A 14176-nucleotide genomic window follows, 5' to 3' on the forward strand; every position below is an offset into this window, starting at 1 on the left:
GAGGCGGTTCAGGGCAGGCTCCGAGGACCTGCCCACAATCCGTGACACGACACATATTGGTGGCGTGAGGCGTAGCGTGGGGAAGTCAGAGGTTTGCCAAGCACAACCATTGGAGGCTCGCCATGAAGGCTGTCGTCTATCAGGGGCCCAGAGATGTCGCGGTCACGGATGTTCCGGACGCGAAGATCGAACGTCCCACCGATGTGCTGGTCAGGGTGACAACGACCAACATCTGCGGCTCGGACCTGCACATGTATGAGGGCCGGACCTCCTTCGAGGAGGGCCGCACGTTCGGCCACGAGAACATGGGGGAGGTGGTGGAGGTCGGTCAGGGCGTGGAGAAGGTCAAGGTGGGCGACCGGGTCGTGTTGCCCTTCAACATCTCGTGCGGGTTCTGCAAGAACTGCGAGCGCGGTCTGACGAATTACTGCCTGACCACGCAGCCTGACCCGTCGGCCGCCGGTGCGGCATACGGATTTGCGGACATGGGCCCGTACGGCGGAGGCCAAGCGGAGCTGCTCCGGGTCCCCTTCGGCGACCACAACGCGCTGCGCCTGGGTGAGGATGCGCAGGAGAAGGAGAACGACTACGTCATGCTCTCCGACATCTTCCCCACCGGCTACCACGCCACCGAGATGGCAGGCGTGATCCCGGGTGACAGCGTCGTGATAGCCGGGGCCGGACCGGTGGGGCTGATGGCTGCCCTGTCCGCGACGATCAAGGGGGCCGCGAAGGTCATGGTGGTCGATCGCCACCCCGACCGGCTGGCGCTGGCCGAGCAGATCGGTGCGATTGCCAACGACGACTCCAAGGTCGACCCGGTGCAGGCGGTGCTGGACGAGACGATGGGGCTCGGAGCCGACCGTGGCTGCGAGTGCGTGGGCTATCAGGCACATGATCCTCAGGGCAACGAAGACACGGCTGCCACCTTGAACATGCTCATCAACGCGGTGCGCTTCACCGGCGGGATCGGCACCGTCGGCGTGTTCGTCCCCCAGGATCCAGGGGCCGAGGACGACTTGGCCAAACAGGGCAAGGCGGCCATCGACTTCGGCACCCACTGGTTCAAGGGGCAGACCATGGGCAACGGTCAAGCCCCGGTCAAGCGGTACAACCGCCGGCTCCGGGACCTGATCGCGGCTGACAAGGCGAAGCCGTCCTGGATCGTCTCCCACGAGATCTCGCTGGAAGAGGCCGCCGACGCCTACAGGAACTTCGACGCCAGGTCCGAGGGCTGGACCAAGGTCGTCATCAAGCCGGGTATGTCCAGCGGAAAGAAGGCGAACTGACATGGCAGCAGATCTGCAGGGCAGGACAGTCGCGATCCTCGCCGCGGACGGGGTCGAACGCGTCGAGCTCGAGCAACCCCGCGAGGCACTGGACCGGGCCGGCGCCCGGACAGAGATCCTCTCGATCCACGACGGCGAGATCAAGGCCCGCGACAACGACCTGGATGAAGCGGGCACGTTCGGCGTCGACGGGCTGGTGGCTGAGGCCTCGGTGGCCGACTACGACGCCTTGGTGCTTCCGGGCGGGACGGTGAACCCCGACCAGCTCCGGGTCGACGAGAACGCTGTCGCCTTCGTCCGCGACTTCGTCGAGAGCGGTAAGCCGGTGGCGGCGATCTGTCACGGGCCGTGGACGTTGATCGAGGCCGGCGTGGTCACTGGCCGCACCCTGACGTCCTTCCCGAGCATCCGCACGGACCTGCGCAACGCCGGCGCCGACGTCGTCGACCAAGAGGTCGTGGTCGACAAGAATCTCATCACAAGCCGCTCGCCCGACGATCTGTCGGCGTTCTGCGAGGCGATCGTGTCCCAACTCGCGGGCACCACAACAAAGGAAGAGGAGACATCATGAGTGTGACCAAGGGACTGCTGGTCAGGTTCGACGCGTTGCCCGGCAAGGAGGACGAGGTGAAGGACTTCCTTGACAGCGGCCGTGGGCTTGTCGAGGGAGAGCAGGCCACCACCGCGTGGTTCGCGATCCGCCTCGGGCCGACCTCGTTCGGCATCTTCGACGTCTTTCCGGACGACGCCGGACGTGACGCTCACCTGTCCGGACCCGTGGCGGAAGCGCTCGGCGAGAACGCCGGCACGTTGTTCTCCGAACCCACGATCGAGAAGCTCGACGTCCTGGCTTCCAAGCTCCCCGCCTGACACCACAGACCGGGAGTACTGACCCCGACATGAGGGGTCGCTGCCCGGCGTCATCGGGCTGACACAGCCCGTTGACGTCGTGGCAGCGGCCCCTTCTCTTGCGGCCTATCGCCCATCCCTGACAGATCGAGGAACCGCGATGACAGGAACTGACGACGACGTTGCCCCGACGCGTTCACCCGAGGTAGCAGTGATCGGGGGCGGGATCGTCGGTCTGTCGACGGCGTACGCGCTGCGGGAGCAGGGCGTGCCGGTGCGCTTGTACGAGGCCGGTGTGCCCGGAACGGGTCAGTCCGCGGGCGAGTCGCGGATCTTCCGGCATGCCCACGACGACCCGCGACTCGTCGCTTTCGCGCGCGAAAGCCGCGGAATATGGGATGAGTGGGCCGAACACTTTGACCTCGAGCTTGTCTCATCGGACGGTGTCGTGGCGATCGGCGAGAGCGCCCTGGCGCGGCTGCGGGTGCTCGACCAGGTCGGCGGCGTGGAAGCGCACGAGATCGATGCAGCCGAGCTCGCCCAGCGAATGCCGCTGCTCGCTGGGTACTCGGGGCCAGCGGTGCTCGAGGAGTCGGGCGGCGCGATCCGCACCCGCACCGCGATCACGGCACTCGCAGGTGCCCTCGCAGATGCCGTCACCACCGCAGAGGTCATCTCCATCGATCCCCGCGACGATGGGACGGTCGAGGTGCGCAGCGTCACCGACCGGGCTGTCTACTCCAAGGTGGTCGTGTGCGCCGGCCGCGAAACCGCCCGCCTGGCCCGCAGCGTCGGCCTGTCGCTGCCGGTTCGCCTTGCCGCACACGTCCGGCTGACCTTCGACGTGAAAGCCGCCGCCCCGGCACGAGTCGCGTGCCTGCAGGACAGCAGCGGCGTCTTCGGCGAAGTCGGCGTGTACGCGACGCCGCTACCGGGCAACAGCAGTTATTCGGTCGGACTCAGCGACACGGTCGGCGTCCGCGACGACGGAACGTTCATCGACCCCGCGGCGATTCGATCGCTGGACGAACGCGCACGCGAATACGTGACACGGGCGCTGCCCGGCCTCCACCCAGAGCCGCGCGACTTTCTTCACTGCTGGGTGACCGACCTCCCATGGAGCGAGGACGGCGTGGCCGTGTGGGAGGCAGGCTCTGTCTTTTTTGTGGCCGGTCACAATCTGTTCAAGCAGGCACCTGCGCTGGGTCGCGCTCTTGCCCGGGCTGCGACCGGCGGCGGTCTCGCCGCCGACCTCACGCCCGCCGCTCGCCTCGGCGAAGCCCTGCGATAGTTCGCCAGACCCCAGAACGGACGCACTCAATGGGTAAACATCTCCTCGTCGAGGACAACGGCGGCCAGCCCTGGGTCAACCCGAAAGTCGCGGCTGGACAGCAGTCACGGGCTCAACCACCTTGTCATGGGGTGTCTTCATCGGGAGGATCGGTACGCGGAGGTGCCGCAGCGGGATCCGTCACTGCGGGATCCGCTCGCGGTGCGACCCGGCGCGGGATGATGAAACCGCGTCGCAGTGCGGGGTTCGGACCTAGCCGTCAGGTTGCCTGCTGCGCTCACGCTACGCGCGCCAATGTAGCCCGGGACGACCACGCGCACCGGGGCGCCGTGCACGGGGGCGAAGGGCACGCCGTTCATCGCCCACGCCAGGATGACCTCTGGGCGGACGGCCTTCGCCAACGGGACGGCGCCTCCGAAACGCTGCGCGGGTCGGGCCTCGGTGAAGATGTCGGCCCCGACGAACCCGATGTGTTCGACCGCCGGGAGCGGCTTGGCGAGAGCGAGCACGTCTGCGAAGGCGATGCCGCTCCACGTCGCCGTGCCGGTTGCGCCGGGTCCCCACGGCGCGACGCCAGGGATGCCACGGACCGCCATGAGTCCCGCACGTCTGTTGCCGGCGCACTGCAGGGTAGCGGTCACCTCGCGCTCAGCGAACACTTCGCGCAAGGGCGACAACGACAGCTCGAGCTCGCGTTCGACCGCACCGTGAATCCGCAGACGCCACGCGCCAGGATCCACCTCGGGCACCTCGCCGTGTCCGCGAACGTAGAACGCGTCCGTCGGAGTAAGCACCTCGGTGAGCGCCGCCAGACCACTCTCGGCGTTGATGGGTCGCGACTCGTGAACCACCGTGTCACCGCGAGTTCCGTACTGGCCCACCAGCCGATACTAGGACCGCAGCCTGAAGCGAGATTTGCGCGGCCTCACCGATCTTGAGACGTAGCGTTGCCCGCGAGCCGGCCCTTCTCTGCGCGTTCCGCGCGACGGTGCGCCCGCGCAGCGTACCGGTGACCGATCCCTGAAAGGTCGCGCTCGTCGAAGGCATAGTCACCGTGCCACCGGTCGAGGTACCGCAAGCAGATCGCAACAAGTTGTCGGGCCTGATCGATTGTGACCTCGTGTACGCGGCGAGAGAAGCGAATGCGCGCGTTGGACACCACCGCCCCTTGCACGTCGGGAACGCCACGGTCGAGATCCGTGCACGTCCCAAGCACGGCGTTGAGGTCACTACGGCGCAGCCAGGGAGCGACCCCCTGAAGAGCAGGCAGCAACTCGTCGACGTTCTCCGCGAGCGCGAGCCGATAGGGGTAGGCTCGGCGAAAACACCGGCATGACGTCGAACTTGAGCGAGACAGCCCTAGCCCATCGGTCGACGCGATTGGCATTTGGCCCACAACCAGGAGGTACTCATGACCATCAGGCTCGAATCCGTATCGCTCGAGGACGCTCAGCGCGTGATCGCCGCCGCTCAGGCTAAGGCGGAAGAGATCGGGTCGCCGAGCAACATTGCGGTGGTCGACGCGGGCGCTAATCTAGTTTCCCACATTCGCATGGACAACGCGTGGGTGGGCAGCGTCGACATCTCGATCAACAAGGCCTTTACGGCGCGCGCCTTCGACATCGCTACCAAGGACCTGGCCGAAAATGCTCAGCCCGGCGAGCAGTTCTACGGCATCCAGGGCTCGAACAATGGCAGGGTCATGGTCTTTGCTGGCGGCATCCCGCTGCGCCGCGACGGCTTGGTCGTCGGGGCGGTAGGAGTGAGCGGGGGTAGCGGCGAGCAGGATCAGACGGTCGCCGAGGCAGCTGTAGCGGCGTTCTGATCCATCCCAGAGAACGCAAAACCGGGCAAAGGATAGATCCAAGATGGCAACAACAAAGGTCAGCAAAGCGCTTCTGGTGCGCCTCGAAGCACTGCCCGGCAGGGAGGACGAAGTCCGCGACTTCTTGAACCAGGGGCTGTCAATCGTAGAGGGTGAGCCCAAGACCGTCCGGTGGTTCGCGATCCAATTCGGACCCTCGTCGTTCGGGATCTTTGACGCATTTCCCGACGACGACGGGCGCCAGGCGCACCTGTCGGGTGAGGTCGCGAAAGCACTCGGTGAGAAAACGGGTGAGCTCTTCGAGGAGCCCGTGATCGAGCAGCTCGATGTCGTCGCGGAGAAGCAGCCCGCATAGAGCAAGCGGCCGCCCGCGGCGGCCACAGGACGTGGCGCTCGCCATGCGTGCGCAGACGCCGGGCTAGAAGCCTACTGCCTCGCTGTAGCAGCACCATGACCCCTGAGTTCCCGTATTCGTCTTCGCGGCTGCGGCTTCCGTGACTCTTGCCCCAGGTGTCGACGGTGCTCGAAGGTTGAGCGGTTTCGGCGGTCGAAAGTTGAGCGTTTTTCCTCGCCGGATCCAGTCCTTGCTTGATGAGTTCCTTGCCCCGCAGCGAGTAGGTGGCGGACAGGTGGTCCGACCGGTCCTCGGGGCAGCCGTCCTGCAACAGGATGTTCCGGACAGTGGCACCCGGGCCCGCAACGAGGAACTGGCCGGTATACGGCGTCACCACCTCGTCGTACCGCGAGGCGAAGATCGTGTAATCCAATCCCGGCCGGGTATCACCGGCGGCGATCATCTCCTCTATCACCGGGGAGCCGATAGCCTGCTGAACCCCGGCGGGACCGATGACCAGGCCGACCGTAGCCATCAGCCCCGGGTCCGACACGTTGGCCGACCCCAGAACCGAGCCGATGCCCAACGACCCGGCATCGTCGAGAGTCCATCCGAGAGTGCCGATCCCCAGCAACGAGGTGCCGTGTGTGTTGGGGTTGACTCCCACCACGCGCTCGACCGTCTTGTCGCCGCCGTGGCGCTGGATGTACAGCTGGAGCTGGGTGCCGCCCTGCGAGTGCCCGACCATGTCTACCTTCGACGCCCCGGTCTCGTCGAGGACCCGTTCGACGAAGGCCGCCACCTCGGTCGAGGACTCGACCAACCCGCGGGAGGCGTACAGCCCCGGCACGAGTCCGACGAGGGACTGGTTCTCGTCGCCGAAGTTGAGGGCGTAGACACAATAGCCCTCTTCGACAAGCTCGGGAGCCAGCGCCGACCACATGGTGTAGGCGTTGCTCCACGTCCCGTGGACCAGCACGACCGGGTTGGGGTGCTCGGAGCTCGGGGTGCAGCCCCAGTCGTTGACCCCGGCCGGAAGCATCGCCGGATTGAGCAACGAACGACGGAAGGCGGTGCCGAAGTCGTCTTCGCGCGGGCCGGCCGGCACCGAGTCCCAGTCGGGAGCTCGTGACGAGCCCGCCACGTCGAGCGATCCCGCCGACCCGGGGTCACCCTGCTGGGCGGCGGCGACCGCAGGCTGCGCCATTCCGAACGCCAAGAGCGCCGCCGTCACAGCGCTCCCGCAGCGGCGGGCGGCGAGCCGCATCGATACCCCGAGACCAGGCTCGCGGTCGATGATTCTTGTTGTAGGTCGGATCCCTGACATGACGCCCTCCGAGACGTAGGCGCATCCCTGCACTTCAAGGACCTGACCGGCGGTGACGTAAAGAGCAAGACGCGAATAACTGTGATGTTCATCACGGTACGGCAGGGACGGCTGTGACGGGGCGGCCTTTCGGCCCGATAATTGCCCCAGGTTCTCCGCCTCCTCCGGTTCGAGTCCCGGAGGCAAACCGAAGAAGATCGATCCCGCGGCCGAGGAGCGGTGCGTCCTGACCAGCCTGCCGCGCCTTGGGCAGGCCCCGGGCGGCGAGGGCCGCGCCGTCCGGCCGGCACCAGTTGGTCACCGGGATATCGTCGACGAATCCTGGGCCACCAGAGACGAACTCCGGGCCGCCATCGTGTACTGGATCGAACGCACCTACCGCCGCCGCAGACGGCAAGGCCGCCTCGGCAGATTGACCCCCATCGAATTCGAGTCGATCATGACCGACGAGGCCCTTCAGGCCGCGTGACTAACCCCTGGCACCTATCCGTGCATCAGCCCCGAACCAGGACCGCGTCGCCCAGCATGTGGCAGGTGGCCAGCGCGAGGTGGGTTTCGATCCGCCGGCCACCTGGCGGGCGGCCGAGCTCCTCCTCGGCCTTGGTCAGCCGGTACCTGACCGTGTTCCGGTGCAGGAGCAGCCGGGCGGCCGTGTCGGAGTAGTTCTCGGCGCACTCCAGGAACACCCGCAGGGTGTCGCGCTGGCGTGCGGCCTCGTCGGTGTCCCGGGCGAGGGTTCCCAGCACCTCGCCGACCCATCGGCGGGTGGCGGGCAGGTCCTCGACCAATCTCGCGATGACCGGGATCCCGTCGTCGGCGTACGAGACCACATGGGCGTGGGACGACGTGGACACCCGCGCGACGGTGGCGGCCTGTGCCGCCTGATCGCGCGTCATCCGGAACCCCTTGACGCCTGCGGCCGGCGCGCCGAAGGAGATGCGTGCGCGCGGAGTCGCGGCGGCGATCGGCGCGACAGTGGAAGGACGGGGGGAGGGACGACGACGATCCCACCCGAACCACACCTCGGCGGTCGCCCGATCGGTGACGACTGTCAGGGGCGGCTGGGCCACCGTCAGCCCGGAGGCCAGGTCGCGCACGACATCCGACAGCAGTCGTTCCTGATCGCGGGCGGACCCGAATTCGTCGATCCACACGCGGCACCCGAGATGGACCTGGTCCAGGCGGTATCCGGTGGTCGTCTCGAACGCGGCGAGGTCGGTGTTCTCGCCACTCAGAGTGCTGCGGACCAGAGAATTGATGGACCGGGCGGCCCGGGTGTGGGAGGACTGCACCTCGTCCTCATGAGCGGCCATCACCGTCCGGGTGATCTCGTCGACGTACTGGTACAGCCACCCGGCGAGGTGGTGATAGAGGGGCAGTTGCTCGTGTGGTTCGCAATCGACCTCGCGGACCTGGTCGAAGACGTGGGCCAGCAGGGTGTCCGAACCCACGTGGTAGGCCCGGCGCAGCGGAGCGCCCGGGACGCCGTGTCGCGCGAGCTCGACCGCGTACCGGACGGCGTCGGGGAGCGGGGGCAGGTCGTTGGGCTCCCGGGACGCGGCGAGCAGGCTGACGATGACCTCCACGTTGTTGCTCACACTGGAATGCAGCAACGCGCGCATGTCGCCGTCGTCGAGTTCTCCAACCGCGTCCTCGATCGCCGCTGTCATGGTCTGACTGATCTCGGCGGTCCTGGTGCTGAGCCGCTTCCCGATCCGGCATGCGAGTTCGCGTTACCGCTCCGGGTCCTGCGGCGTGGTGATCAGCATGGCGTCCTCGTGTTGCGCTCGCAGTCACCTCGACCGCAGATACGCCAGGGCGGAGCGGGCGGCGTTCCATCCCGCCATTCCGTGCGCGCCGGCACCGGGCGGAGCCGCCGCGGAGCAGAGGTACACGCCCGGAATCCCCGCGGAGTAGGGATCGAGGGCCACCCGGGGCCGGAAGACCAGCTGGAAGGGCGTGTTCGCACCGGTGACGATGTCGCCGCCGACGAAATTGGGGTCGTACTCTTCGATCTGTCGGGTCGACAACGACCGAGTTGAGCGGATCCGGTCCCGGAAACCCGGTGCGAACCGCTCGATCTGGTCGATGATTGTCCGGGTGGCGTCACCGATCCATCCCGCGGGGACATGGGCGTAGGCGTCAACGGGGTGGACGCCGCCCTTCGCGCGGCCCGGGTCGGCGACCGACTGCTGCCCCACCAGGATGAACGGACGCTCCGGCATCTCCCCGCGCACGACCCGTCGTTCGGCGTCGGCGATCTCGGGAAGCGTTCCGCCCACGTGGACCGTGCCCGCACGTCGTGAGGGCTCGTGGGTCCAGGGGATCCCGCCCTCCACGGCAAACGCCACCTGGAACGCGGCGGGGCCGTGCCGGAACCGTCGATAGGCGCGGCCGACCCGCGGGGGCAGGTCGTCGCCGAGAATGTCGGCGGCCGCGGATGGGGAGGTGTTGAGCATGAGTAGATCGGGACGGCCCAGCTCGCGGTGGTCCCGAACGGAGACGCCGGTCTCGATCCGGCCTCCGTACTCGACCAGGCGGGTGGCCATGGCGGTGGTGATGGTGGACGAACCGCCGGCTGCCACCGGCCAACCGTAGCGGTGCGCGGCGGTGCCGAGGGCGACGCCGATCGCCGACGACAACACCGACCCCAACGGGCGGAACGAATGCGCGGCGACGCCGGCGAACAGCGCCCGCGCCTCCTCGGACTCCCAGCGACGGGCCAGGACCGCGGCGGGCAGTGCCGCGTACAGCCCGAACCTCGCCAGGGGGACCGGGTGTCTGGGCACGTGAACCAGTGGCTGGAGGAACTCCTCGACGATCTGGGGGAACCGCTCGGTCAACGGTCCGAACATTCGACGGTAGGACTCCTTGTCGTCGTCACCCAGTTCCGCGGCGGTGCGATCCACCGACCGCCACACCGACGCACCACGCCCACCAGCCAACGGGTGGGAGTACTGGACTTCGGCTTGTGCCCACCGCAAGCCGTGCTCCTCGAGGCCGAACTGGCGGCTGAAGCCGGTGTCCACGGCCAGCGGGTGGAACCCGGAACAGTGGTCGTGCAGCAGGCCCGGCAACGTCAGCTCGCCGGACCTGGTGCCGCCGCCGATGGAATCGGATGCCTCCAGAACGGTGACATCGACTCCACCGGCGGCCAGTGTCAACGCGGCTGCCAGACCGTTGGGCCCGCTTCCGACGATGATTGCTGAGGGCATGGGAACAGTTCTATCCCACCGTGGACTCGTCGCGACGGGTCCCGGCGGACCTGTCGGCGAGCGGGCCCCCGGCGCCGGGGCTGGCGGGCACCTCAGCGGTCGCCCGCTCGCCGGCCGGCAGGTACTCGGGGTGGCGCCACGTCACGGTGTAGGCGATCGGACCGTCAGGCAACCAGGGCTGCTCCTTGACCACGTCCCGGACGTCGTAGTGTCCCCGCTCCACCACACCGAGTGCCGCATCGATGACCCGGTACTCGATGGTCTTCTTGTGGAGCGGCTGGGACTCGGTCCAGACGCTGATGAACTCACCCGGCTCGAACTTGCAGCGCTTCTGTACAGCGGCGATGGTGCGCTCGTCGAACAGGTGGCCGTCGCCGAACTGCCAGCCCGAGAAGAAGGTGCACATGACCTCGCCCTCCCGGAACCGGTAGTTCTCCATGCTGTCCAGAACGTCCGGGAAGATCGACATGTGCCCGCGACCCTGCGTGTTCATCATGCGGAACGCGGTGGTCTTCTGCAGAACATCTCGGCACCGGCCTCGCCGAACAGTGCCGACAGCTGGTGCTTCGGCGAGGTCATGGAGGTGACGAAGTCCGGATTGTCCAGCTTGGCCTCGCAGCCGTTGTTGCGGAAAGCCATGGTGGAGTTGGCCCAGTTGCCGGCGTACTGGCGCATCGAGATCAGGAACGAGATCTTGTCGGGGCGGAAGTTGCCGACGATCGGCAGGGTGAGCGTGAGCACCGCAGCACCGACCACGACCCACGGGCTGCTGGCGTCCCACAGGGCGTACCCGTCGCCGGAGAAGAAGCCGAGGAACACGATCGGGGTGGCGAACACGTAGAAGAGGTTCCACTCCTGCGGCATGGCCAGGGCGAACATCGAGTAGATGAACACGTGGAAGCACATCATGAAGGCGGCGGCCAGAACTGCGACCGTCCAGTTGGTGGCGAACAGAAGGATGAGGGGGACAACGAACTCGACGATCGTGCCCAGAACGTGTGCGGCGAACCACGCGCCGATCCGTCAGGAGGAGTGGGCGGTTCGCCCGACAGGTCAGCAGGTCAGAGCGCGTCCCGCACCGCCTTGGTGAGCCGCGTGTACTCGCCCGAGTCGGGATCGCGGATCCAGGTCCGCGGGCTGGCCTTGGGCAGGCCCCGGGCGGCGAGGGCCGCGCCGTCCGGCCGGTACCAGTTGGTCAGCGGGATGTCGTCGACGACGTGGACGATGTCGGGCCGGCCCGAGGGCGGGACGGAGGCCAGGGCACCGCTCACGTCGGCGGCGCCGATGGCCTTGGTGCCCCACTTGCTCACCGCGGCCACGGCGATCGGCCCGTCCGCGCCCGGCACCTCGTACACCACGGCCAGGTCGACCTCGGGCAGATCGCCGAGGGCGTCGGCCACCTGGATGGGATACACCGGGCCGTGCCCGGTGTGGACGACGTGGCTGGCCGGGCCGAGCATCCAGTAGTCGCCGTCCCGGTCGCACTGGAAGACGTCGTCGGTCGACACCCACGTGTCGCCCGCCCGGAACACCCCGCGCAGCCGGCGGACCGAGGCGTCGATCCCCAGGCGGGGCGTGGTGAGCAGCACCCCGGGTTCGTCCACCCCGGCCGGGATCGTGAAGCCGTCGTCGCCGATGACCGCGTCGCCGGAGTCCGGATCGAGCGCGACGAGCCGGACGGCGGCGGTCCCGGGGAGCGGTCGGCCGCGCGAGCCCGGCTTGGTCGTCGAGAGGTTGGCCAGTACCACGTCGAACTCGGTGGCGGCGTAGAACTCGAGGACGCGCGTCCCCGGGTAGCGGTCCAGGACTCGCCGCCACACGCCGCGGGGCATGCCGGAACCCATGAAGAGCGTGAGGGTCGGCAGCGTCTCGCCCGGCTTCGCCGGCCGGCGGACCAACTCGCGCATCATCGCCCAGGTGTAGGACACGACCGTCACGCCGTAGCGGCGGACCTCGTCGTTGAACGTCGCTGGGTCGAATCCTTGCGAGAGCGCGATCCGGGCCCCACCGGCCACCGCACCGCCCACGGCGGTGAGCAGACCCGAGGGGTGGTGGAGCGGGCTGAGGCAGTACACGGTGGAGTCTGCGGACAGCCGGGCGGCGCTAGCGGTGCCGAACGCGGACAGCGCCCACCGGTGGTTGGTGACGAGCTTGGCCTGCCACTTGCCGAGGGTGCGGGTGAAGACCACAAAGGCGAGGTCGGCGGCGATCCCCGGGTCCGGCCGGTACCAGCGCGGGAGTTCGACGGCGTCGGGGTCGATGCGCTCGAGGTCGACGATGCCCGCGCCCAGCTCGCCGGGCAGGTCGCGTTCGGCGCCGCCCCCGCCCAGGACGAGGGCCCGCGCCCCGGCGTCGGTGACCCTGGTCGCGTGTTCGGGGTCCACCACGACCTCGGCCACCGCGCCGAGGTGGAGTAACTCGGCCAGGTCCGGGGACGGCGGCAGGAGGACGGCGACGGCGCCGAGCCGGGAGAGCGCGGCGATCGCGACGAGCGCCGAGGGCCGCGGGTCCATGAGCACTCCGACGTGGTCGCCCTGGTGGACCCCCACCGAGACGAGCCCCCTGACCACGTTGGTGATCCGCGTGTCGACGGCCGCGTACGTGTGGACGCGGTCGGCGAAGAGGAAGCAGGCGTCGTCCGGCTGGGCCCTGGCGCGCTCGGCGATGATCTTGGCGAACGAGATGCGGGTCGCCGGCTGGATCTGCCCGAGCCGCAGCAGGCGTGGTGTGGCCTGCAGCGCCTCGGCGCCCACGGCCCGGGTCGCCTTGAGGGTCCCGACGGCGAGGCGGCCGACGCCGCGCGCCGCGCCGATCCCGAGTCCGGCGATCTGTGTCGCGCTCTCGGCCGCGAGCATCACGGCCTTGGTGGGGGACGGCTCGGCGTGGTCGTCGGGGTGGACCTCGGCGATGCCCTCCGGGCGGTCCGCGTCGCCCTCCCGCCATCGGATCCATGCTGCGACGGCCGGCCAGGTGCGGGCCGAGGCGGTCGACCCCACGACGAGTCCGAAGTGTCCGGCGCGAACCGCGAACTCGTACACCTCGGCGGCGGGGGCGACGTCGGCGATCTTGCGGACGCTGCCCGGCATGCCGATCTCGTCGACCTCGCCGAGCACCGCGAGGACGGGGCAGGTGATGTCGCTCAGCGACACGACGTGGTCGCCCACGACGAAGCCGCCGACCATCATCCGGTTCTGGATGATCACCTGCTGCATCATGTCGACGATCGCCGGCCCGGACCACGCCACGAACCCCTCCCCGGCGAGGAAGCGCCGCTGGCGTTCGGAGCCGAGGAGCGCCTCGCGGTCGTGGAGCCGGCGCAGGAAGTCCACCTGGGCCCGGGCGGTCTTGAGCGGGTCGAGGAGGCGGAAGCCCGTCGAGGCCATCCAGCCGGGCAGCGAGCGGTCGCCGAAGACGTAGTCGGCGACGAAGCGGGCGACGTTGACCACGACGTCCTCCGGCACCCCGAGCGGGGCGTTCCCGCGCCAGTCGACCGGCGACCCGAAGGTCACCACGCTGGCCAGGTCGCGCGAGCGCCGGTAGGCCGCGGCCTGGTAGCAGAACATGCCGCCCTGGCTGTAGCCGCCGAGGTGCACCGACCGGCCGGTGGCGGCCACGACGAGGTCCACGGCGTCGCTCACGGCCACGACGTGATCGGTGAGGGTGCGCTCGAGCCCGCCGTCCTCGAGGTCTGGGGAGCCGAAGTCCACCACCCACGGGTCCATGCCGACGGCGTGCAGCGCGGCCACCGCGCTCGTCGCGGGGGAGACGTCCCAGACGTCGGCGGAGATCATCATGGGCGGGATGAGAACGACCGGTGTGCCCGGCGCCTCACCGGAGTCCGCGAAGTAGCGGCGCAGCCGGAACATCGGCCGGTGGGCCACGATTTCGTACGGCGAAGTCTCCTCGTCGGTCTGCAGTCCGCCGAAGCGCAGGACCTCGACCGCATTGACGGCATAGGAGGTCGCGGCCTTGAGGGCGGCGGCGAGGATATCCGGGTTGAGAGGCATGGTGCCTCAGAGACTAGCCAGTAGTCCCGCGCCGGAATG

General features: G+C 68.6%; 10 protein-coding genes and 3 pseudogenes. 7 read left to right on the plus strand and 6 right to left on the minus strand.

Annotated features, from left to right (window positions below; genetic code table 11):
- Positions 1 to 122 precede the first annotated feature (122 nt).
- The 4 genes from ACH0BZ_RS04630 (at position 123) to ACH0BZ_RS04645 (ending at position 3429) form a co-directional block, all read left to right on the plus strand.
- Positions 123 to 1289, plus strand: coding sequence for a glutathione-independent formaldehyde dehydrogenase (locus ACH0BZ_RS04630; protein WP_406896805.1), 1167 nt, complete (start codon positions 123 to 125; stop codon positions 1287 to 1289).
- Between the two features lies 1 nt (position 1290).
- Positions 1291 to 1860 (plus strand): type 1 glutamine amidotransferase domain-containing protein, encoded by a 570-nt coding sequence (locus tag ACH0BZ_RS04635; RefSeq protein ID WP_406896806.1) that lies wholly within the window; start codon positions 1291 to 1293, stop codon positions 1858 to 1860.
- Positions 1857 to 2159 (plus strand): putative quinol monooxygenase, encoded by a 303-nt coding sequence (locus ACH0BZ_RS04640; protein WP_227923047.1) that lies wholly within the window; start codon positions 1857 to 1859, stop codon positions 2157 to 2159. The genes ACH0BZ_RS04635 and ACH0BZ_RS04640 overlap by 4 nt, the downstream gene beginning before the upstream one ends.
- Before the next feature lie 139 nt (positions 2160 to 2298).
- Entirely contained in the window at positions 2299 to 3429 is a 1131-nt protein-coding gene (locus tag ACH0BZ_RS04645) for an NAD(P)/FAD-dependent oxidoreductase (RefSeq protein ID WP_406896807.1), read from the plus strand.
- A 137-nt stretch (positions 3430 to 3566) separates the two neighbouring features.
- Here the strand turns inward: ACH0BZ_RS04645 and ACH0BZ_RS04650 are convergent, their stop codons facing one another.
- Positions 3567 to 4310, minus strand: a complete 744-nt coding sequence (locus tag ACH0BZ_RS04650) for a molybdopterin-dependent oxidoreductase (RefSeq protein WP_406896808.1) — start codon at positions 4308 to 4310, stop codon at positions 3567 to 3569.
- A 530-nt stretch (positions 4311 to 4840) separates the two neighbouring features.
- Between ACH0BZ_RS04650 and ACH0BZ_RS04655 the strand changes: the two genes are divergently transcribed.
- Both ACH0BZ_RS04655 and ACH0BZ_RS04660 read left to right on the plus strand, forming a co-directional pair.
- Positions 4841 to 5254: a GlcG/HbpS family heme-binding protein gene (locus ACH0BZ_RS04655; protein ID WP_406896809.1), complete on the plus strand. Its 414-nt coding sequence runs from the start codon at positions 4841 to 4843 to the stop codon at positions 5252 to 5254.
- A gap of 43 nt (positions 5255 to 5297) precedes the next feature.
- Complete coding sequence (locus tag ACH0BZ_RS04660; RefSeq protein WP_064864493.1) at positions 5298 to 5609, plus strand: putative quinol monooxygenase; 312 nt, start codon at positions 5298 to 5300, stop codon at positions 5607 to 5609.
- A gap of 628 nt (positions 5610 to 6237) precedes the next feature.
- On the opposite strand, the pseudogene ACH0BZ_RS04665 reads toward ACH0BZ_RS04660, so the two are convergent.
- Positions 6238 to 6915: pseudogene (locus ACH0BZ_RS04665) on the minus strand (esterase/lipase family protein); the annotation flags it as partial.
- Between the two features lie 301 nt (positions 6916 to 7216).
- Here ACH0BZ_RS04665 and ACH0BZ_RS04670 point away from each other — a divergent pair.
- A pseudogene (locus ACH0BZ_RS04670) lies at positions 7217 to 7384 on the plus strand (IS3 family transposase); the annotation flags it as partial.
- Positions 7385 to 7409: 25 nt separating this feature from the next.
- Here the strand turns inward: ACH0BZ_RS04670 and ACH0BZ_RS04675 are convergent.
- The 4 genes and pseudogenes from ACH0BZ_RS04675 to ACH0BZ_RS04690 form a co-directional block, all read right to left on the minus strand.
- A complete protein-coding gene (locus tag ACH0BZ_RS04675) occupies positions 7410 to 8585 on the minus strand; it encodes a PucR family transcriptional regulator (RefSeq protein WP_406896810.1) in 1176 nt (391 codons plus the stop codon).
- A 123-nt stretch (positions 8586 to 8708) separates the two neighbouring features.
- Positions 8709 to 10130, minus strand: a complete 1422-nt coding sequence (locus ACH0BZ_RS04680; RefSeq protein WP_406896811.1) for a phytoene desaturase family protein — start codon at positions 10128 to 10130, stop codon at positions 8709 to 8711.
- Positions 10131 to 10140: 10 nt separating this feature from the next.
- Positions 10141 to 11150 (minus strand): annotated as a pseudogene (locus ACH0BZ_RS04685) (DUF3556 domain-containing protein).
- Between the two features lie 41 nt (positions 11151 to 11191).
- Positions 11192 to 14137 carry an AMP-binding protein gene (locus ACH0BZ_RS04690; protein WP_406896812.1) on the minus strand — a complete coding sequence of 982 codons (2946 nt, stop codon included), beginning with the start codon at positions 14135 to 14137 and terminating at the stop codon, positions 11192 to 11194.
- Between the last annotated feature and the right edge of the window lie 39 nt (positions 14138 to 14176).

It is taken from the genome of Dietzia sp. 179-F 9C3 NHS, from assembly GCF_045369825.1.
Classification (GTDB): Bacteria; Actinomycetota; Actinomycetes; order Mycobacteriales; family Mycobacteriaceae; genus Dietzia.